This is a genomic window from Actinoplanes sp. NPDC051513 (genome assembly GCF_044454685.1).
In the GTDB taxonomy this organism is placed as follows: Bacteria; Actinomycetota; Actinomycetes; order Mycobacteriales; family Micromonosporaceae; genus Actinoplanes.
The window spans coordinates 16087-36193 of record NZ_JBITDW010000001.1; the positions used below are offsets into that span (position 1 = coordinate 16087).

Here is a 20107-nt window from a genome sequence, read left to right on the forward strand (position 1 = left end):
GGGCATACGGCTTCCGGCATCGACCGATCCGGTAGGCGTCTATTCGATCGGTAACTCTCTTGACGCTCGTCGCAGGGATCGACGACGGGAGGATGCACGCTCAGGCCGATTTCAGTGCGTTGTCGGCTTGTCGACAACGAGCTACCGTGTTGTCCATCCAAGCTTTGCGATCTGACACTGACAAACGCGACGACGCAATGGAGGTTACCTTGTGTGGCCTTGACATCCCGCGCTGCTGCACAACTTGCCATGAGCGGTGACAAGATCGGTTTAACCGCAGCTGCCACCTTCCTGGCAGTCTGTCTAGTCACCTTCTGGTGGGCGTCCCGGCCCGATTCGGCTGGCTCTCGACACAGCATTCTCGTTCTTTCATGGCTCTGTGCGGCTCTCGCAGCCACGCTCGTAATCTTTTCGATGTTCCCCAACTCGGAGGCCACCGGTGACATCTTGGGCTTTAGCTTAGGAGGTGCAGGCGCCTTCGTCCTGCTGGTTTGGACGGCGGCCATTCGCGCGTCGAATGCCGCTGCTCGGCGAGATTCTCTTGACCGCCAACTGCGCCAGCGGGATCAGCGGATAGCTGAGCTAGAAATTAAACTCGAGCGGGCGATCCGGCAGCCTCAACCCCTTATTGCTACCGAGCGCCATCAGTACGAGGTGCGCCGCGCTAGCGACTGCAGGATCACTATTATAACTGGCAGCATGCAACAAGTTACGTGCGCCCAAGTCTGGGTCAACTCTGAAAACACTAATATGTCGATGGCTGTGGCAAATCACAACTCCATCTCCGGACTGATTCGCTATGAAGGCGGACGTAAAGACGAGCTAGGCCACTTGGAAGAGGACCTAATCGGCAACGAGCTTGCGCTTAAGGTTAGGGGCCATTGTCCAGTGCCTTCAGGTGCCGCTATAGTCACGGGATCTGGAGAGCTACAACGCAGGGGTGTCCTGGCAATAATACATGCCGCAGCTGTTACTGGTCAGGACGGAGAAGGGTTCCGTCCAGTGCAAGATATGGCGCGATGCTTCACAAACGCCTTAGTTGCTGTTGATAATGATGGAAAACGATTGGGGGAAAGCGTGCTCTTCCCACTTCTCGGTACAGGTCATGCTCATGGCGATGTCGAGCGCGCTGTCGAAGTATTCCTCGGATCGGTTAGCAGCTACCTCGTCGACCGACCTAATACCGCCATACGGGACGTTTACCTTCTTGCGTATACGGACGTTGAATTCGAAGTCTGCAAGAGGGTGTTCGCCAAAAGTGGCCTAGTCTCGCCCTCTAAGAAGTCCACACGAATCATTGCTCGACGAAGCCCAAACATGAAGGAATAGTTTGTCGCCAGCAGGTGGGTCTGAATTTAGTTGACCGACGAGCGGCGCGAATGATAGGCAGAGTTTCCACCGAATGCCGCGGTTTTAGTGGACTCTTCCAATAGGTTCCGTCAGCCTGAGACTCGGCGAACCGGCGCACTGACATGCCGCTGATCGAAGCGCGGCGGCAACATGCGAGAACCGACCTGCCCACACGCGTGCATTCATAAGACGAAGCTGGCCCTCGACACATAGCCGAGGGCCAGACGGGTTCGGCCAGCGCGGGGCAGCAGGTCGAAACCTCTCCGTGCCTGAGCAATTTCAGGCAGTCCTGAGCAGGGCTAGCGAACGATGCGATGAAGCAAACCGACCGTCGCGACGCCCACCGTCACACCTGCTGCGGGACCAGCCGTAAAGCCGATCAGAAGTCCCACGCCGGTGCCGACAGCCAGAATCACAACCCACCGCAACGGGAGGTGACTCTGCTCAGGCTTTTCAGTTGTGCCACGTGGATCGATCATCGAACCACCTTCCAATCACCTGGGAGGGTGTGGGCGACCCGGAAGCTCGGTCGGCCCCGCTATGGCACGGCCGAAATTCGAGGCCGCCCCGGCTGGCCCGGCATCAGCCGAGCCAGCATGTGGAGTGCGTGGCTTGCCACGGCCTCCGTTTCCCAGGCGAATCGGAAGGAGTTGCGGCTCCGATCGATTCACGTACGTTTCACGGTACCCGCTGGGTGCCAGCTGGGCGACTGTCACCGTGTGACGTCGGGCTGCCGCTCACACATTGATCTGCCGCTGTCAACCTGCGCTGAACGCCCGCAGGGCGATCGCGCTCGTAACATGGACCCGTGAGGGGACGCGGAGGCGAAGAACCGAAAAGCCTAATGCCGGGCGCCGACGTGGTGCTTGTCGGCTTGTTCTCCGCCAAGGACAAGGAGGTTGACGAGAAGCTCGATCTCCTGGCTGCCGCAGTAGAAGCGCTCGGCGGACGAGTGGTAGGTCGACACATCCAGCGGCGAGGCGTCTCGCACGGCGGCGCTGGGAAAATGGACCTGCCGTTCTCTCGAAGGACGTTGCTCAGCACGGGCAAGGTCCGCGAAGTTGCCGACGCGTGCCGGTCAGCCGGGGTCGCTGTGGTCGTCTACTTCAACCCATTGACCCGACACCAGCGAACCGTCCTCGGCGACATGTTCGAATGCCCGGTAGTCAGCAGCGACGACCTCCTCGAGCGCAGAGTCTAAGTATCCGCTCATGCCGCTGATAAGCGCGCGGCGCACCCAGCGCACTGTCCGTGAGCGCTCGGCGGCAGTCGGCAACCGATTCAGCCCCACGAGGGTGGAGCCGGCCGGCGTTTGCGGGTACGGAGTCTGGATTAGAAGGTCAAGTTGGACGTCGCTGGGACCCCCGTGCATCAGCGGACGCGTCGTAGCCCGGTAGCGAACCGTCGGTGAGGTCGGTGGCATCCAGACCTATGCCCCAGACGGCGCCCCCGATACCATCAAAAACACTCGCCGCTGTCGGGCCGAGACTATGCGTGATTGCCGAGATGCGCCACGTGCGGGTCATGGGGGTGCCGTGACAGAGACGGAGGCGCAGTCAGCGCTGCCGACAGGTCTGCTGGGCCGGTTGGCGAAGGCCGACAGTGATTCGACTGGCGTTGATACGTTCGAGCGGTATCTGTGGCAGGCCAAGCAGGCGGTTCGCCAGTGGCTGACATGTTTCTCGGTACAGGATGGGCCGTTGTTCACGGTATGCGAGTTGGTCGACGACTTGGTTCTGGTGTACGCGGACAAGTTGCGGTTTATCCAGCTCAAGACGCGTGATCGTGGGTCGTGGAGCGCGAGCGCGATGTGTGATCGTGGCCTCGATGCCCTCGTCCGCTCCTATCTCGCAGCCCGCAAGGTGGGCCTGCATGAGGCGTCGACGTTCGAACTGTGGTTGGAAGGTCCGATTTCCGACGTCGTCGACACGGTCAAATTCGTGCAGAACCCTACGTCTGCGATCAAGGCTGTGCAGACGAAGATCGTTGGCTGTGGTCTCAAGAGGACGTGGCTGCCGGATTTCCTGGGCAGGCTCGTCATACACCCAGATCAGCCAACGCGCGCCCATATCGATGCAAAGGCCATGTGGGAGTTGAGTGCCCTGTGGCCGTCGCGGGCGCGGCCGGAACTGGATCTGGTGTACGACCGGCTGCTGTCCGCAGCGACCGCCGCCCAGGCCGCGGCCGCGATGCCCGCTTCGGTCCAGGCGCATCTGTCCGCTGCCCGGGGCCGGCTCGGTCAGTGGCATACCGAACAGGAAGCCGCCCAGGACGCCATCGATCCAATTCGCCCGCAGGTACTCAGCCGCAGCGCATTAGCGGCGTTGACACCGCCGCTGCCTGGTGAATCCAGGGAGAGCCTCCTCGCCCGGATCTCCTCGGGCGCCAACGCCTCGATGATGGAGCTGAAGATGATCGCGGCCGGCGCGGCAACGGAGACGATCCGCCAGGCCCAGGATCTGCGCGCCGATATGGAGGTCGAACGGCAACTGCTGCTCGCCAGCCGAGACAACGCCGAAGACGACCTCGAACGCCTCGCCAGCCGGGTGCTGACCGTCGCGGAGAGCACGGCGCGCAAGACCGCGTTGTCGGCAGCGGCCAATCCTTCCGCTGCCGCACGGCCCGCTGAAGCGATTGCCGCTGATCTGCTCAGCAGACCGAGCGACCTCGGACACTGCGATCGACACCGGCTCTTCGGCGGCGATGGGCAGTTGGTCTACGGCTACGTCGGACACCTGTCAGATCAATGCCGGTTCGGGTGGCGGGCGGCATGACGGTCACCGCAGGCCAGACCCAACAGGGCACGAGTGTCGCACCTCCCGCACCGCCGGACACGCCGCTGGCACGCGCCCGGTTTCGGCCATCCCGCGAGGCCGAAGGGCGTCTACTTCTCTTGATCGACGCCTTCAGCCGCAAGGCCAACGGAGGCGAGCGACACCTGGAGGGCCGGGTGAAACTCGCCAAGCTGGACTTCCTGCTGCGCTACCCGCGCCACCTGCGCCGAGTCCTTCTGGCCCACGGCGCGAGCGCCGATCAACTGAGCCGGATCGACCCGGACGAGGCCCCGCTGGACGCCCGGATGATGCGCTACCGGTACGGACCCTGGGATCCGTCGTACTTCGCCGTGCTCGGCTCGCTGATCGGCCGGGGTCTGGTCGAGGTGACAGCATTGCCCGGCGGCGGCGGCTTCGGCTACCGAACCTCACCCAGCGGCGCCGGCCTAGCCGCCAACCTGCGGACCGACGAGGCCTTCACACACCTCGATGAGCGCCTCACCCTGCTGCGCCGTCACCTGGACAAGTCGGGCAGGACCTTGATGACCTACGTGTATGAGCTGCCCGAGGTCGCCGACGCCACCTGGTTCGAGGACCTCAGATGAGCCTCTCGCCGACCTCGGCGCAACCGGAACCGCCGAGCACTGAGAACGAACCGCACCGCCTTGAATTGCTCGAGGTGGACCTGCTCGGCGGCGGTCGACGCGTCGAGTTTCGCCCTGGGCTCAACATCATCCAAGGCGATATCACCACCGGCAAGACCACCCTGGTCCGCCTCATCCGGGCAATGCTCGGCACGATGCCCAAGAATCTCGCACCCGAGGTCGACTACATAAAGGCCATCCGCGGCCGCCTGCTGCTCGGCTCCCAGGGCTGGCAGGTCTACCGGCCCCGCACCACCACCAATGACGCCCTCGTGGAAGTCAGCGAGGAATACCCGGACCGCGACCACGAGTCGGTCTCGCTGCGGCTGCCCGCTACCGGCTCCGACCGCTCCTACAGTCTGTTCCTACTCGACCGATTGGCCCTGCCGGCGGTGAGTGTGCCGCGGGCCCGGACCGACCCGACCGGCGCGCTCAGCCCGGTCACCATGACCGACTGGCTCGGCTACTGCGTCGTTCCCGGCGATGAGCTCGACACCGAGGTATTCGGTCACCGCCGCGACTGGCGCGACGCCAAGCGCCGTTGGGTGTTCGAACTCGCCTATGGCTACTACGACCCCGCCCTCGCGCTGCTGACCGCGAAGCTGCGGAGTGTCGAGCTTCAACTCGCCGCGCTTGAGCAGAACGCGCTCATCCGCGAGAAGTTCCTCGCCGACACACCCTTCGCCGATGTCACCGCCCTCGAGCAGCAGCTCGACGTCGACCAGACTCAGCTGGAGCGGGTCCTCGCCCAGCGCCGGCAGCTCAGCAGCGACGCCAATGCGGTGCCCGGCGTGCAGGAACTCCGCCAGACACTGTTAGCCGCACGCGCTCAACGCGCCCAGGTCGCCGAACGGATCAACCGTATCGACGCGCAGATCACCGACCTCAACGACCTGCACCGACAACTGTCGGCTCAATCAGCGCGCCTAACCCGCGCGATCGTGGCTGACGAGTGGCTGGTCGACTTCGACTTCGTCGTCTGCCCCCGATGCGGCAACGACGTCAACCCCGGCCGAACCGAACCCCACCTGTGCTACCTGTGCGGCCAGCAGCCCAAACCGGCACCGTCCCGGACACAGATGCTCGCCGAACAAGAACGCGTCGCCAGCCAGATCACCGAAACCGCCGCCGTCATCACGGGCCGCCGCGCCAGCTACGACCAGCTACGCAGCGAAGCTGCCCGCCTCGACACCCTCATCGGCGAGCTAGCCGAAGACCTCAACCAACGCACGGCCGTGTTCGTCTCAGACCGAGCCACCCGACTCGAGCACCACGCCGCCGAGCAAGCCCGCATCGAAGGTGACATCAAGCGCATTCGCGAGTACCTCGACCTACTGCGTCGTCACGCCGCGCAGCTGCAGGGCCGCGACGAACTCGAAGCCCAACGCGACGACCTCACCGCCCAGATCAACAGCCGCGAGATAAGCCAGGTCGACGCCGAAGGCAATGTTCAAGCACTCGAACAGCGCATGCTGGAATACCTCACCGAGCTCCACATCCCCGACCTCGGGCAAGAACTGTCCGTCCACCTCAACCGCACGACGTACCTGCCCGAAGTATCCGGGCGGACCTTCGACGAACTTTCGAGCCAAGGACTCAAAACCCTGGTCAATATCGCCCACGCGCTCGCACACCATACGGTCACGATCGACCGAAGACTACCCATGCCGGGGCTTCTGGTCCTCGACGGCCTATCAGCCAACGCCGGCCACGAAGGCTTCGACCAGGAACGCGTCCGCGATGTATACCGGCTCCTCAACACCGTCGCCCAACAGTATCGCGGCCGCCTCCAGATCATCGCCGTGGACAACGAAATCGCACGAGATCTCCTATTGGAGTTCGTCCAGCACGTAGTACTTACTCTGACCCAAGCCGACCGCCTCATCCGCGTTCGGCAGCCGGCCGAAGACGACACGCCGAATCAAAACTAGACACCTTCCGCGGTCAGGGGCGGCCGCAGCAGGAGCTGGCATGTGACTTCAGGCAGACGCCGTCACACTAAGTTGTATTGACGCACCCATCGAATGGCGTAGGTGCGGTGCAAACTTCTGCCGATGACAATGCACTCGATCATGGGTGAAGGGCGTGCGCCCGCGGGTGGGCGTTCGAAGGTGCTCGGAATCCCTCAGCCTTGTCGTTAGTCAGCCATCGATTCATCGTCAATGCTCTCAACCTTTGAGACGGCCCGTCGGTCCACATGGCCGAGTAGGGGAAGTTCCATGGGCGAAGGTCCATCCATCACACAGTCTCTACTGGACAGTAGGACCTGACTTATCTGGCCTGTTGGCGGTCAATAGGACCATGACCGTTCCTAGACCGTTTGCGGCGGTCGTCGCCGTGCTCCTGCTCGCCGGGTGTTCGTCGCCGAAGGCGGCGGAGCCGCAGACTAAACCGATCGAGGAGCCGCCGTCCTCACCGGCCTCCGCCGCTGCGAGCCAGGGTGGCGGATCGTATGCGTTGGGCCAGACGTTCACGCTCGCTTGGAAGGAAGCTGAAGCAACTGACCAACCCGAGGACGTGAACGTAACGATTACGGCAACCAAATTTGAATGTGGCCCGGGCGCCGAGGCACTACTCAAGGCTGGCAAGGAGTATTACAAGACCAGCTATGGTGAGAGCTCCGATGCGAAGGCCGACTCAGGGTACACGTTATGCGTGGCAAGCCTAAAGATTTCCAACACCGGCAAGAAGAAGATTCAGCACGACCCGGTCCTTCAAGCTGTGGATACAGCTGGCGCGGAATATGACTCGGACGATAAGCTGACCGCTGTGATCGCCGACCCTATAACCCATAAGAACAGGGAGGCGTTCGGTGGCGCGTCGGTCTCGATCAATCCCCGGGAGACGGCAGTAACCGCTATCGCGTTTCAGATTCCGTCGGACACGAAGGTTGGTCAGCTCCGCTACGTCGGTGGCGGCAGTGTCTACTCTGAGCCATCGGTGGCTCTTATCCAGGTCGGCTGACCAACCCCATTGCTACGCTGCGGCAATCGTACGGTCTCCGCCTTGGCGAGCGTGCGCGACAAGCTGCACGCATTGTCCCTTTGCAGCATGCGCAACTGGGCCGGCCTGCACGCACCGTCTTGCGACCAACTCCGCACTCACATGCCGCGATCCGCGCGTTCAGTCGCCGACGAACACAAGTTCACCGTGGGCCGGGTTGACGGCGCGTCAGGGGTTACTTGTCTGACTCGGGCCGGTGCAGCCTGGCATACAGCTCGCCGATGGCTTCGGCGCCCGCGGCGTCGAGGTCAGCCCTTCGGCGTCGGTAGACGAGGTACTGGGCGCCGGTGACGAGCAGGCCAAGCCCGGCGACCAGGGCCAGCAGGATCACGAGTCTCCGCCCGACGGTGGTCAGAGTGTGCGGGGCTGCGTCCTGCAGCGACTGGAGGACGGCGAAGGTGATCGCACCCAATACCGCCATGATCACGCCGCTGGTGAAGTGGAGCGCCTGGCGCTTGAGTCGATCCCTGATGTGCGCGGTGTGGTCCGCGCGATAAACCCGGGGCACCTGGCCAGTGTCCCGTATCCCGGGCGGGTCGCGCCGCCCCGATCGGGTCGCCGTGACCATCCAATCTGGCGTCGTTGCGCTGGTACGGGCCGGGTGTACCGGGTGGGGGGCTTGACGGTTCGCGCGGATGGAGCGGCAATCGCGTCCGTCCGGCATGAACCGATCATGGCTGTGAGGGGAAACGACATGACCCATCCGCACACACAACATCCGGAACTAATGATCGACTCGCTCACCGCCGTCCGGGAGGCCATACTGCGCTGTTCTCCGATGATCAGAAACCCCGATCGGGAGATGGTGACGGCCATGCTGAACACTGCGTCCGCGACCGGGGAACTCACCGAGCTTCTGCTGCGGGTATCGGCTCCGCCCGCCGACGACGAGGAGCCGGGTACCGGCGAGGCGTTGGAACGCGCGACGGACCTCGCGGGTGATGCCCGCCGTCACCTCGTCACCGGCGCTCACCTCATGGCCGGTGCCCGCGCCATCGCGACCGACGTCGCCGAGAGCCGGTAGCTTGAACGACAAATGCTCTTGTTGGCCTGGTGCCTCCACCTGTTGAGAGGGGCACCAGGCCAGCGGTGCCTCAGCGCTCTGCCGTTGCGGTGATCCGGGACTTGCTCAGGCCCGTCGACGACGAGGAGTCCGGGACCGGTGAGGTCCTGGAACGAGCGGGCGACCTCGCAGCCAACGCCGGGCGCCACCTTCGTAGTCGGGCTGCTTTTCGCCGGTGCCCACGCCATCACCGCCAACGTTCGCCATGCGGCGCTATCAGATCACGACGGTTGCGTGCTGGTCGGTGACCGCTCTCAAACAGGGCCGGACCAGTGGACCGCCGAGCATTACTGTTCGTCGGACGTCGCGGGTAGTCGCGCGGCCAAGGCGGTGGTCTCTTCGTTCGGCTCGGCGTTGAGGTCGGACAATGCCTTGGTCAGGACTCGAAGAAGAGTGCGGATACCTGCACTGTCGCCGATGGCGTGCCGGGCGTGCATGGCTTTGACGTACAGCGCTTCGTTGTACCGGTCCAGCGCGATCGCCTTGTCGAGCAGGTCGGAGGCGGTCTGCGGCTCGGTGGCGAGCAGCTCTTCGGCGAGAAGAAGGTGGGCGTCGGTGCCCCAGCGGCGGACGGTTTCGCGATGGGGCGCGAGCCATTCGTAGTCGCTGCCGTCGGCCAACGGCCCCGTGTAGAGGGTGCAGGCGGAGCTCAGCAGCTCGCGTCGGCGCGGGCTGGGCGCGGTGGAGGCGGCGCGGAGCAGGTCGCGCAGCGTCCAGAGGTCGATGTCGACGGTGTCCGGGTCGAGCCGGTACTTCCCTGAAGACTTGATGACGTAGGCGTTCTTGGCCTCGGCGTCGCCGGCCCGCCCAAGGACGTGGCGCAGGTTCGAGGCGTTGGTGTGTACGCGCTGGTCGGCTTGGCTGATGCGGGCGTCGGGTTCGAGGTACTCGCCGATGTCGCGGGTGCTGGCGCCGTCGGGATGCACGGCGAGGAACACCGCGAGTTCCAGGGCTTTGGCGCGCAGCGGCCGGCCTTCTGCCGTGATGTCCTCGATTCGTGCTTTGCCGAGCACGCGTAGCCGCGCACGTTTGGGCGCGGCGATCCCGGTCGACGTTTCCGGGACGGCGCTCTCCGGCCGACTGGCTGTCGGAGATGCTGTCGCGGCCGGGTCGGCGGTCGCTGCGGCGGCGGATGACGGTGGCACCGGTCGTGCGCTGCTCGGCGGGGGCTGCCCGGTGTGAGCTTCGCGGGCCGTGTCCAGAAGTTCCCGTGTGGTGGTCGCGTCGAGGACCGGAAGCCGGGTCGTGGGGAGCTGTGGGCTGTCGGGCTCGGTTCGAGCGTGGCCGTCATCGGACACCGAGACGGACGGTCCGTGGGGCCAATGACCGAGAACGACGACGGTGACGTCCAAGCCATGGGTGAGGCCGTACGTGATCCGGGCTCGGCTGCTGCCGGCGGCCTGCTCGGCGTGGGCGATGACCAGCAGCGGCGGCAGAGATTCCTCGGACGGCGCGACGTCACGCAGGGTTTCGATGTCAGAGAGATCGTGTTCGTCCAGGATGCGAGCGCGGCGCAGCAGGTGGGTGTCGAGCAGAGTCAGGGTCTGTTCGAGGGTGCCGGTGATGCGCAACCGGGGCCACCCGGTGATCGGTCTCTCACCGACGAGCAGGGTGAGCGTGTCCTGGTCAATGATGACTTCGGCCTGCTGGGCGGGATCGGTGGGTGCTCCGCTGGTGAGCGCGGTGACGATCAGGCCGCGGACCGCGGCGTCCGCCGCCGGGCCGATGACTCCGACACCGCCGGTCGGCAGCCGCCAGGTCGCAGCCGATTCAGACGGCGGCGGCGGTGCGATCGCGTGTCCGGTGTGGTGCTGGGCGGCGAGGACCGGCGCGGGCAGGTCGAGCAGATCGTCGTCGGCAGTCCCGGGCTTGTAGCGGCGTCGGCGTTGCAGCCAGACGAGAGCGGCGGTGGCGGTGATCGCGCAGGCCAATGCCCAGGGGAGGACGCTTCCGCCGGGCAGGACGAGATCTGAGCCGGTCGGCTGGCGTGCGCCGTTGTCCTCGGCGGGATTCGCGGCCGGTGGCGCCGGGACGGTCCGACTGCCTGCCTCGGCGCTCGGCCCATCGAGGGTTCGGCTGGGAGTAGCTGCTGGTGGGGCGGCGGATGGGGGCTGGTCTTGTTCTGGGGGTTCCGCCGAGCGGGCAGGCGTCCGGCTTGGGCCGGTTGGTGTGGCCTCCTGCGGCGGGGTCGCGTCGGCGGGTAAGCGGATCTCCCAACCGGGGTAGATCAGGTCGCAGTCTGTCAGTTCCCGGCCGTCGCCGAAGTGGTGGTGCTTGTTCAGACGGCAGACCTCGGGCCATCGGTCCGGATCGCCCAGCCAGATCTTCGCCACCTTCGACAGGGTGTCGCCTCGGCGGACCCGGTAGTCGAAGCGGGCATGCCCGACCCTGACAGTCAGGGTGCCCGCGCGGGTAGTCGTGCCCTCGGTGTCGCCGGTGCCTCGCTCAACCAGGGACGATGTGGCTGCCGGTGCCCAGAGCGGCACCGCAGGTGCACTGTCGTCCTGCCCGTCTGAACGATCGGCGTGGACGGCAGGGCTCGGTGTTGCGGCTGCGGCGGCGGGCGAGGCGACCAGAGCGACTGTCGCGGTTCCGGTCAGCCCGGCGACGAGGCGGTGCAAAGGCATCGGCAGCCGCCATCGTGGCAGCCGGCGGCCTCGAAGCACACCGGCGACACTGCCGGTAAGCAGAACCACGAGCACAAGCCACACCAGCCAACCCGCCAAGATCAAGGCGGTACGCAGTCCGGCCTCGGGCGACGAAGCGGCCGTGAATGGCCCGCTGCTCCACCAGGACGACCACACAGAGACTGGATTCCCGATCGCAGTCCATAGAAGCCACGGCGGCCCGCCGAGCAGCAGCGCAGCCGCCATGGCGCTTCGAATCACCTGACCCGTCCGCCGCTTGCCGTTTGCCGACGCCTTCGGGTCCGGGCCCGGTGCAGCCCACAACGACTGCTGGCGCCCATAGCGGGCTGCTTGACGGCGTGCCGCTTCCGAGACCTGCTCGTCTTTCATCAGTTCGTTTCCCTCAAGCCATCGGCCGAAATCACCGTGGCTACCGGCCGAACGGCACCGCCCGCTAGATGGCAACATCGAACTTTCACGATGCGAAGATCTGACCTCTGCCACCGTATACGGGCACCGCCATCCAGTGTGGACAAGGCACCATTGGCTCCCATGGCCACGCAAGATCTGCATCTGAGCGTCTACCTCGGTCCGCGCTGGACCGCGGCCGTCGCCTCGATCGGAGGGCGTGCGTGGCCGGTCACGTTCGATGGACGAACTCGCATGCCCAGCGGCGTGTGGATCGATCCGCAGTCCGGCAGCCCGTCAGTGGCGTCGGCCGGACTGGTCGCCGCGACCACCGATCACGAGGGGTATCTGCCGGATCCCCTCGCGGCGCTGCGGACCACCAGCGCGCAGACCGATCCGCGGCCAGCAGGAGCAGTCTCTGCCGTACTAGCCCACGTGGCCAACGCGGCATCCGTGCAAGCCGGGACCGCCGTGGTGACGTTGACCGTGACGACCCCGCAGCCGTGGGGGCCGAAGTCGCGGCAACGGCTCACCGAGGCGGCGATCGCCGCCGGACTGCCGGAACCGGCGATCGTCACGGCGGCAGCGGCCGCAGCGGCTTCGCCCGGACTGGACCTGCAGCGGGAGCGGTTCGTGCTCGTCTGCACCATCGACCACGACTATCCCCGCATCGCCGTACTGGACGCCGCCGGCCAGTACACACAACTCGCAGCCGTCACCGTGCGAGCCCCGGACACTCCGGGCATCGATCAAACCCTTGCAGCGTTGGCCCGGGGCCGCGCCGGCAGCGGCGCAGCCCCGGACTTTGAGCAGGAACTGGATTGGCCGACCTCGGCGGAGATCGACCAGGCTCGCAGCGCGCTGATCAGCGCCCCGCGTACTCCGGTCCTGTTGCCCGGTTCCACCGAGCCGGTCGTCATCGACCTGGCCGACCTGGAGAAGGCCGCCCAACCGCACCTTGACCAGCTCACGCCGGCACTGACCCAAGCCCTGGCCGACGCTGACATCGACCGGGCGGACATCGCGGCGACCGTTCTGGTGGCATACGACGCCACCGCCTCGGCCGCCCGGACGGCACTCACCGACGCCGGACTCCCCGCGCCGGTCGTCCTCGCCCGGCCGGACGAAGTCGCCTGGGGAGCCGCGCACCTCACCGGAACGATGCACACGGCCACGGCGCCCACGGCCGCCACCACCCGGTTACCGCGTACCCGGCTCACCATCGGCAGCCTGACCACGGTCGCCGTGCTCGCCGTCGCCTCAGCCATCCTGCTTCTTCAGACAGTCACCACCGCCGATGTCTCCACCATCGCGGCCAGGATCGTCGGCGTACGCCTCCCCGTCGCCAACCTCGCACTCGCCGCCGCCATCGCCGCCACCGCAGCAGTCGCAGCGGCGCAACTCGCCCCCACCACCTGGCTGTCCCCGCAAGGCGCGAACGACCCCGCTTCCACCGGCTACCTCCTGCGCCGCTCCTACCTCGCCGCCGCCGCTGCCGGCCTCGCCCTCGCCGGACTCTGGGGCCTCGGAGCCGGGGTCGGCGTCGGCTGGATCGACCGCCAGTACCTGCGCTGGGCTGTGACTGCTGCCATCCCCATCGCCGCATGCGCAGCCGTCATCGCCGTGGTCTCCCCGCGCATCCCCGCCGCCAGACTCGGCAGCTGGCTGTCCCGAATGCGCCCACCCGCCTGGGCGATCGCCGCCGCCGCGGCTGGGGCGTACCTCGTTCAGTCCGCCTACACGCTGACGTTCCCGACCGGCCTCATCGGCCTTCCCGGCCTGACCGCCGCGATCGGCGCCGCCATGCTCGGCGCGGCCACCGCCGCCACCGCAACGCGCCACCTCGGCATCCGCATCGCGATCTGCCTTATCTTGGTCCCGGGCTATGCCCTGGTCGTCGACGTCTCCACCATCGGCTACCTCACCGCCACGTACGTAGCCGCGCTCCTTTGGTGGCACCTCGCCGCCGCGGCCCGCACGCTGTGCGAGGCCGCACCCGACCACCCGTTTACTCGCTGGCTGGCCAGGAGCTGACCTTCCTGGTCCGCTGACCGAGCCCGGCCGACATGTCCCAATATCGGCTGGCCAGGCGGCGTTTCCCAGACGTCGGCTCGCTGGTGAACGGCCCAGTCTCGGATGCTGATGGCGCTCAGATCGAGCCCAAGTGACGCGATGCCGATGGGTCGCCGACTGGTCGGTCGCTTCTATGCTCGGGCGATGACTGACGACGATGCTGGCATACCTCCGCGTCGCGGGATGGTCATCAGTGTGCTCACCCGGCAGGACGTGGTGGTGATGGACCCGGACCGATTCCTGGCCGCCGCGCGCAGGGCGTACCGAGCCCAGGATCCCGACATCACCGAGGACGAGGCCGCTCAGACGATCAACGATGTATACGACGCCGTGAATGCGTTGATGGACCTGTACGGGTCAATCGGATCCGACCACCCAGACGTCGCCGCGGGCTCTACTCCTCGGCGTCGCATGCACGGCGGCGTCGGCTTGCTGCCGAAGGATCGTGTCCACGACCGGCCGGACGGGCTGTCGCCGGCTGGCGCGATCAGCCTGATCTTGCTGGACGAGGAGCACACGATCCAGGACTACGGCTGCTTCCTTCCGGAGGATGACGGGATCTTCACCGTTCTGCTGCGTCGCGACGCGGAAAAGCACTGACGCCCCAACCGACCCTACGATGCCGACGTGCTTCTGGAACTGCTCGCGGTTAGTCGTCCAGAATCTGGCGACGCCTGCCGACGCCTCCTCTACCGTGCGGGCCATGACGACGCGGGAGCTCCGCCAAACTGTCTCTCTCCAACCGGCGGCCAGACGCGGTGGAGAGGGCGTTGGCGGCCGTTGCGGGATGGTTTGGCCGCCAACGCGTCCACCCATGATCGGTCATTGACACCAGGTCAGGCCCGTCCGGTTCCGCTGCCACCGTAGAGCTGAAGGTCGTACGTGCATCTGCCGTCTCGAAGGCGACGAAGGAAGAAGACATCGTGAACGACGACCCCGTCCGGATCGCAGCGAGCCTTGATCAGCTCGATGACGTGCGTGAGGTATGGGACCTGGCTGAAGCCAAGATGGCTGCCGGCCAGGAGTCCTTCGTCGCTGATCTCGGAATCGCAGTGTGGGGCCGCTACGGCTCGGCACCCGTTCGGCCGTGGCAGTCCCGCAGCGTGTACGAGCGATTGCTGCGGCTGCTGGCCCTCACAGCTGGCGCGCAATACATCACCCAGGCCGTACGCATGGTCACGGCTACCGACGACGCCACGCTCCGACGCCAGGCGGCCTCGCTGCTGTCCGCAGGCCAGTCGAGCTGGGGTCTGGCCGCGTTGTTCTCCGACGGCGACGCCGACGAGGAGTTGTGCGCATGTCTGGTGCAGGAGCTGGTCCTTCGTGGGGTCGAGGTGCAGAAGATTCCCGCGATCGGGTGGTGGTTGAGATCGCCCCAACGCCAGCAGTATTCCAGCGACTGGCTCCCGCGATCGCTGACCGCGCTCGAAGGCCGGCCGCAGCTGCCGCGCTACCGCCTCGACGGAACCAGCTTCAGCGGTCCCACCACTGCGGCCAGCGGTACCGCCGTGCCCGCGGCGGTCGGCGGTACGCGCGTCCCGACATGGCGAGAGACCACGACCTCGGCGACGGCCGCCGCGATCGGCTCGGCGGTGGCCAACTGGGTCGACCGGTCCAATGGTTCCTGCGAAGCCCGCACGTTCGAACTGGCCGACGTCCTAGCCGAGGATTCCTTGGCAGACCTGCTGGCGCTCCTGGATCTCGAGTGCATGGCAGGAGCTTCGGCAATACCGCAGATCAGGCAGTGCACCCCAGCGCACGCCTGGCAGCTGCTGTTCGTAGCAGCCAGCGAGGGAGGCGCGTACAGCGTCGGCGAGGGCGGCGCGCAGGGGCGGCTCGCCGCGTGGCGATCGGTCGGAGCACTGACTGACTCACCAGCCGACGCTCCCGCTAACGAGGTAGAACAGCGGGCAAACGATCACTCTTGGTACACCGTCGACACGACCACGACGTGGTTCGCCCAGGTCGCCTGGGACATCGCACTGGTCGCCATGGCGCCCGACCGGCGGCACGTCGCTGTTCTGGCCGCCACCGACACCGACTGACCGTGACGGCATTCGTGACCGCGAATCAGCTTGCTAGCGCCGGAACCCCTGCCGAAAGCGGTGAGGAGGGTTTGGCCGTCCAGGCGCCGATGGTGGCTGCCGAGCGTCGCGCCCTGCAGTACGGCGACGGCCCCCGGTCTCCGGAGCCAGCGTCGCGCCACACGTCCTCGGGCAGCGAGGTCGTCGTCGATCCGAAACCGACATGCGGAGGCGCGCAGATGTGTTCTGCTGGTATTCGTGGGTCTTGATTTCATCAGCATCACGGTGCCGTTGGACGCCGCTCCGATGCGAATGATCCGTACCGACCCCGGCCTGTGGGAGCTGGCCGACACTCACCCGCCGTTCGCATTCGCGGACCCGGATTACGACGTGCCACTACCGAAGGTCAGCCGGCAGCTCCTCGCCGTACTCCCACCCGGCAGCGGATGGATCTCCCACTTCAACGGCCGGGCCTTCGAACAGGCCGAGTACCTTCTCGATCCGGCTGCCTACCGCGCGCCGCGCACATGGGAGGAGCGGGAGCGGTCGATGGTCTACCGCATCATCCTCGGCGACGAGTTGTTCGCCGAGCACGCGCAAAGCGGTCAAGGGCCGCACTGGCGTTGCTCGACGGCGGCGTTCCTCACGGCGGCTGTCCAATACATCGACGACCTGGAGGTCGACGCCATCCGCAGCGAGTTCTCGGTGGCCGAGATGGCCCGCCTCGGCGTCTACAAGGTGCACCCTGAGGATGACGACGACGAGGCCTTCGCTCGGGTACTCGGCTACGTCCGGGAATTCGCCGATTACTGCCGCTCGGCGCCAGGGCGAGGGCTCGACCTGATCATCACGCTCTTCTAACTCGGACATCCAGTGCCTCGCCGGAGCCGGCCTCGGCGACGTCACCGGCGACGACAGCAGCCCGTGGCAGATCGACTGAATTGACGGGTTCAGCATGACCACCGCCGCCGGGCGGCTGACCGTGGCCGTCTGCCGGGTCGACATCGGCGAGATCGCGTACCGGCTCGCGGGCGACTACACCCCGACGGGACCGGCTTCGCCGTCGAACGGCGGTTCCGGATCACCATCAGCACCCTGCTCCTGCCGCGCGGACACACACCGCAGCAGATCGTCGCTGACGACCACGAAGACGGCCTGCTCGCCTCCATCGGGGTCGGCGCGCCGACCCCGATGGAGGAACTCGCCGTCGTCCTGGTCACCGGCGCGTACGACCGGACCATCCCGCTCAACAACCGCCGGGTCCTGCCGCACGACCTCGGCCCGACCATCGACGGGCTCGGCGGCGCCCAGGCGATACTCGACACCGGCGCCGTCATCCTGCGCTGGCCTCCCCGTGCCGACGTCTACCCGGCGGCGGCCGCGACCGGCCGAGGCTGGTCATGGCGCCCGGGGCAGGCGAATGCTCACCCGGCCTGGCCGCGCGGATCTCCAGGCGTAAGCCGGTGTCCCAGCCCAGCGCGGCGAGCAGGGCCTTGTCGGCGAGACGCCCGCGGACGTCCAGGGTGCACATCCCGTAGACAGCCTCGCCGGTCCGCTTCTCCTGCAGGGCGAGGCCCGCCCTGACAAGGTCCTGCGTGACGAGGCGAGCGGAAGACATATTCGGCTGCTCGGCATAGATCTGGCCTGCGGTCGGATGCCCGGTAGCGGCGGCTTCGCCCTGATCGTTGACCGCTGCGACCGGGACCACGCCCAGGCAGGGCGTGTGTGGATCTCGGCGGACTCGTCAAGACCCGGAGCTCGGCGACGTCAGGTCAGCGACCGACGGCAGCCCTCGGCAGCGTCATTGACCAGCTGCTGCTTGGCGGAGCCGTAGGCGCGCTCGGCGGCAGGGCGAGCCATCCGCGCCTGACGTGCCCGTGGCCCCTCGACACGCAGGCAGAGCACCGAAACTTGCCCGCCGAGCGACCGCCCGGCGGGCTCTTCCGTACCGACGAACGGAGTCGCAATCATGTTTGGCTCAACCGTTCCAGCCCATCGTCCCAGCGCCTCCGGGACACGAAGCAGCCCGACCGCCTATGGATGATCCGGCATTGCGGCAGAACACCCCCGGCACGCCACCGCTCCGCAAGCAAACAAATCGTGTCCAAGTCCTGCCGCCTGGCAGACCATCCACTCCCCGCCCGCACTCCAGGAGGTCCACGATGAACGCCCATCCCCAGCGACGGCCGACACTCTCGCAATGGACTGCCTATGGCGGATTCTGAACAGCTGACCGCCAAAACGATCGCCGTCCACGCTGCCCGACCCGACCGTCCGCCGCAAATCACAGCCGCCGCAAATGAACCGCACCATGCCGATCTCATGACGGCACTCGCTCTCGCAGCGCGGCCCCGGCCCGGGGACACCCCGGAGTCGACCGCGTTGCGCAGGATCCTCGGCGACACCGCCTACATGTCTCACGTCGTCGCGGTCGTTGAACAGTGGCCACAGCTGACCACCGAGCAACAGGACGCCCTCACGCCGATACTCAATCCTCAGCGCCGTACGTCTCCACCGACTCGTCGATGACTAATTAGGACGCCGAGGGCTGCGGGCGGCTGCCAGCATCCGCCCAACATAGCCGAGCGGCTGACTATTGACCTTTACGATCCCACCGGACCCGTTCCGAGACAGGGCAATGATGGCCTCGCGTTGGCGACCGCAACACCCGCAGTTGCCCAATCAACTCTGGCGAAAACAGCAGCTTCACCACTTCGCGACGCGCGGACATCGGGGCATTCTGCCATCGCTCGACCGGATCCATGTCCGCTCCGATCAGATCCCTCAGCGGGGCAGGCGTCGCCAGTTCGGCCTCGCGGGCCTCGGCCGCATTCAGACGAGCGCGAATTCCCGGCTCTGCTCGCGCGGCCAGCGAAGCCGACAACCGACCCGCTCCCACCTGATCGGCGAGATCGTCCAGCTCGGACCTGATCTCCGCGACTTGTCGACGCGCCGCCAGCAACTCCTCGTCATCATCACGAGCGGTCAGCCAGGCCAGATTTTCCGGACGCGAGATATACGCGACGACGGCGGCTTCCACGAACGTGTTCAACTCCGCATACCCGATCCGCACGCAACTCTTGCGATGGCACCGGTACTCCTGACCCTCCCGCATCCGCACTGCAGCAAGCGGCCCACCACATGGATCGCACAGCCCGATCATCGACAGCAGATGCACACCCCGGCCCGGCCGAGTAGTCACTCGCGCCGGGTCGGTCAGCCGTCGCTTCACCGCTAGGAACACGAGACGGTCTACGAGAGCCGGCCACACTGCGTCCGTGAACTTCGCATCGGGCGATAGCGTATGGCCGCTCTCCCGGCCAGGATCATGCACCCGGATCCCCGCATAGGCGGGCATCAGCGCCAACGATCGAAGATGCTGCGAACTGAAGAACCTGCCAGACCTCGTCCGGATCCCGCGTTCTTCGAAGTCCATCGCAATCGACCGCAGCGAATGACCGGCATGCAGCCGGGAGAACAGCTCCCGCACGACAGCGGCCTCTTGCGGCTCCTCCTCCTGCGCCTCGAATTTTCTCGTCACCGGGTCATACCGCCGCCGATACCCATACGGACACCGCCCGGCCGGTCGGCCCGCAGCGGCAGTAGCGGCAGCCGCCCTCCGGGTCCGCTTGGACGTCTCCGCCGACGCCAACTCGCTCTTGATCGCCAACTCGAGCAAGTCCGCACGATCGTACGGATTGGCCGGATCGAACACCCGCTCATACGTGAAAATGAAGATCCTCACGTGACGGTCCTCGCAAAGCTCGATCAGGCGAACCCACTCGTTCGTCCGCCGTGACCCGCGGGAACCCTCCCACAAGATCAGCAACTCGGCTCCGAAGCAATCCGTCTCAAGATCGGCAACCAACTGGTCAAACCCAGCACGCGCCTTGACTGCATACTTCGACGCGCTACCGATGTCGCGGTACGCGGCACCCAGAGCCCACCCTCGCTCAGCGCCGACCACGACATGATCGGCGTGTTGCTCGTCCGGGGACCGCTCTCGACCCGATTTGTCGCGGCTTACCCGTAGATATTCCCGTGCTGTCTGCGGCGAGGCGTTGGCATTGGACGACATCCATCAATTCTACCAACTAGGGAAGGGCTTACAACCTGGTCCTACTCTGCCGACACCACCACC

The 20107-nt window shown here is 66.1% G+C and carries 18 protein-coding genes; 11 read left to right on the forward strand and 7 right to left on the reverse strand.

Going from position 1 to position 20107, the window contains the following annotated elements:
• Window positions 1–756 precede the first annotated feature (756 nt).
• Entirely contained in the window at window positions 757–1329 is a 573-nt protein-coding gene (locus ACIA5D_RS00095; protein WP_396028550.1) for a macro domain-containing protein, read from the forward strand.
• Between the two features lie 320 nt (window positions 1330–1649).
• On the opposite strand, the gene ACIA5D_RS00100 is transcribed toward ACIA5D_RS00095, so the two are convergent.
• Window positions 1650–1829, reverse strand: a complete 180-nt coding sequence (locus tag ACIA5D_RS00100) for a hypothetical protein (RefSeq protein WP_396027604.1) — start codon at window positions 1827–1829, stop codon at window positions 1650–1652.
• A 329-nt stretch (window positions 1830–2158) separates the two neighbouring features.
• On the opposite strand from ACIA5D_RS00100, the gene ACIA5D_RS00105 reads away from it, so the two are divergent.
• The 5 genes from ACIA5D_RS00105 to ACIA5D_RS00125 all read left to right on the forward strand — a co-directional run bounded on the left by ACIA5D_RS00105 (window position 2159) and on the right by ACIA5D_RS00125 (window position 7732).
• Window positions 2159–2551 (forward strand): hypothetical protein, encoded by a 393-nt coding sequence (locus ACIA5D_RS00105; RefSeq protein WP_396027605.1) that lies wholly within the window; start codon window positions 2159–2161, stop codon window positions 2549–2551.
• 334 nt (window positions 2552–2885) lie between these two features.
• The gene (locus tag ACIA5D_RS00110) at window positions 2886–4124 is read left to right on the forward strand and encodes a dsDNA nuclease domain-containing protein (protein ID WP_396027606.1); all 1239 of its coding nucleotides are present in this window, start codon (window positions 2886–2888) and stop codon (window positions 4122–4124) included.
• Window positions 4125–4243: 119 nt separating this feature from the next.
• Window positions 4244–4729: a hypothetical protein gene (locus tag ACIA5D_RS00115; RefSeq protein WP_396027607.1), complete on the forward strand. Its 486-nt coding sequence runs from the start codon at window positions 4244–4246 to the stop codon at window positions 4727–4729.
• A complete protein-coding gene (locus tag ACIA5D_RS00120) occupies window positions 4726–6699 on the forward strand; it encodes a hypothetical protein (RefSeq protein WP_396027608.1) in 1974 nt (657 codons plus the stop codon). The genes ACIA5D_RS00115 and ACIA5D_RS00120 overlap by 4 nt, the downstream gene beginning before the upstream one ends.
• A 370-nt stretch (window positions 6700–7069) precedes the next feature.
• Window positions 7070–7732, forward strand: a complete 663-nt coding sequence (locus tag ACIA5D_RS00125; RefSeq protein WP_396027609.1) for a DUF4352 domain-containing protein — start codon at window positions 7070–7072, stop codon at window positions 7730–7732.
• Window positions 7733–7946: 214 nt separating this feature from the next.
• On the opposite strand, the gene ACIA5D_RS00130 is transcribed toward ACIA5D_RS00125, so the two are convergent.
• Window positions 7947–8339: a hypothetical protein gene (locus ACIA5D_RS00130; protein WP_396027610.1), complete on the reverse strand. Its 393-nt coding sequence runs from the start codon at window positions 8337–8339 to the stop codon at window positions 7947–7949.
• Between the two features lie 159 nt (window positions 8340–8498).
• Here ACIA5D_RS00130 and ACIA5D_RS00135 point away from each other — a divergent pair, with 159 nt between their 5' ends.
• On the forward strand, window positions 8499–8795 hold the full coding sequence (locus tag ACIA5D_RS00135) for a hypothetical protein (protein ID WP_396027611.1): 297 nt from the start codon (window positions 8499–8501) through the stop codon (window positions 8793–8795).
• Window positions 8796–9121: 326 nt separating this feature from the next.
• Here the strand turns inward: ACIA5D_RS00135 and ACIA5D_RS00140 are convergent, their stop codons facing one another.
• Window positions 9122–12034 carry a BTAD domain-containing putative transcriptional regulator gene (locus tag ACIA5D_RS00140; protein WP_396027612.1) on the reverse strand — a complete coding sequence of 971 codons (2913 nt, stop codon included), beginning with the start codon at window positions 12032–12034 and terminating at the stop codon, window positions 9122–9124.
• Between ACIA5D_RS00140 and ACIA5D_RS00145 the strand changes: the two genes are divergently transcribed.
• From ACIA5D_RS00145 to ACIA5D_RS00160, 4 genes are all read left to right on the forward strand, one after another.
• Window positions 12014–13903: a hypothetical protein gene (locus tag ACIA5D_RS00145; protein ID WP_396027613.1), complete on the forward strand. Its 1890-nt coding sequence runs from the start codon at window positions 12014–12016 to the stop codon at window positions 13901–13903. The two genes, ACIA5D_RS00140 and ACIA5D_RS00145, sit on opposite strands and share 21 nt — an antisense overlap.
• Before the next feature lie 183 nt (window positions 13904–14086).
• Window positions 14087–14542 carry a hypothetical protein gene (locus ACIA5D_RS00150; RefSeq protein WP_396027614.1) on the forward strand — a complete coding sequence of 152 codons (456 nt, stop codon included), beginning with the start codon at window positions 14087–14089 and terminating at the stop codon, window positions 14540–14542.
• A gap of 323 nt (window positions 14543–14865) precedes the next feature.
• Window positions 14866–15987 carry a DUF6183 family protein gene (locus ACIA5D_RS00155; RefSeq protein WP_396027615.1) on the forward strand — a complete coding sequence of 374 codons (1122 nt, stop codon included), beginning with the start codon at window positions 14866–14868 and terminating at the stop codon, window positions 15985–15987.
• A 237-nt stretch (window positions 15988–16224) separates the two neighbouring features.
• Window positions 16225–16827 carry a DUF1877 family protein gene (locus tag ACIA5D_RS00160; RefSeq protein ID WP_396027616.1) on the forward strand — a complete coding sequence of 201 codons (603 nt, stop codon included), beginning with the start codon at window positions 16225–16227 and terminating at the stop codon, window positions 16825–16827.
• Window positions 16828–17001: 174 nt separating this feature from the next.
• Here ACIA5D_RS00160 and ACIA5D_RS00165 read toward each other — a convergent pair whose 3' ends face one another.
• The 4 genes from ACIA5D_RS00165 to ACIA5D_RS00180 form a co-directional block, all read right to left on the reverse strand.
• Entirely contained in the window at window positions 17002–17238 is a 237-nt protein-coding gene (locus ACIA5D_RS00165) for a hypothetical protein (RefSeq protein ID WP_396027617.1), read from the reverse strand.
• A gap of 61 nt (window positions 17239–17299) precedes the next feature.
• The gene (locus ACIA5D_RS00170; protein WP_396027618.1) at window positions 17300–17584 is read right to left on the reverse strand and encodes a hypothetical protein; all 285 of its coding nucleotides are present in this window, start codon (window positions 17582–17584) and stop codon (window positions 17300–17302) included.
• Window positions 17585–17733: 149 nt separating this feature from the next.
• Window positions 17734–17937 carry a hypothetical protein gene (locus ACIA5D_RS00175; protein ID WP_396027619.1) on the reverse strand — a complete coding sequence of 68 codons (204 nt, stop codon included), beginning with the start codon at window positions 17935–17937 and terminating at the stop codon, window positions 17734–17736.
• Window positions 17938–18559: 622 nt separating this feature from the next.
• Window positions 18560–20044 (reverse strand): recombinase family protein, encoded by a 1485-nt coding sequence (locus ACIA5D_RS00180; protein ID WP_396027620.1) that lies wholly within the window; start codon window positions 20042–20044, stop codon window positions 18560–18562.
• Window positions 20045–20107 lie beyond the last annotated feature (63 nt).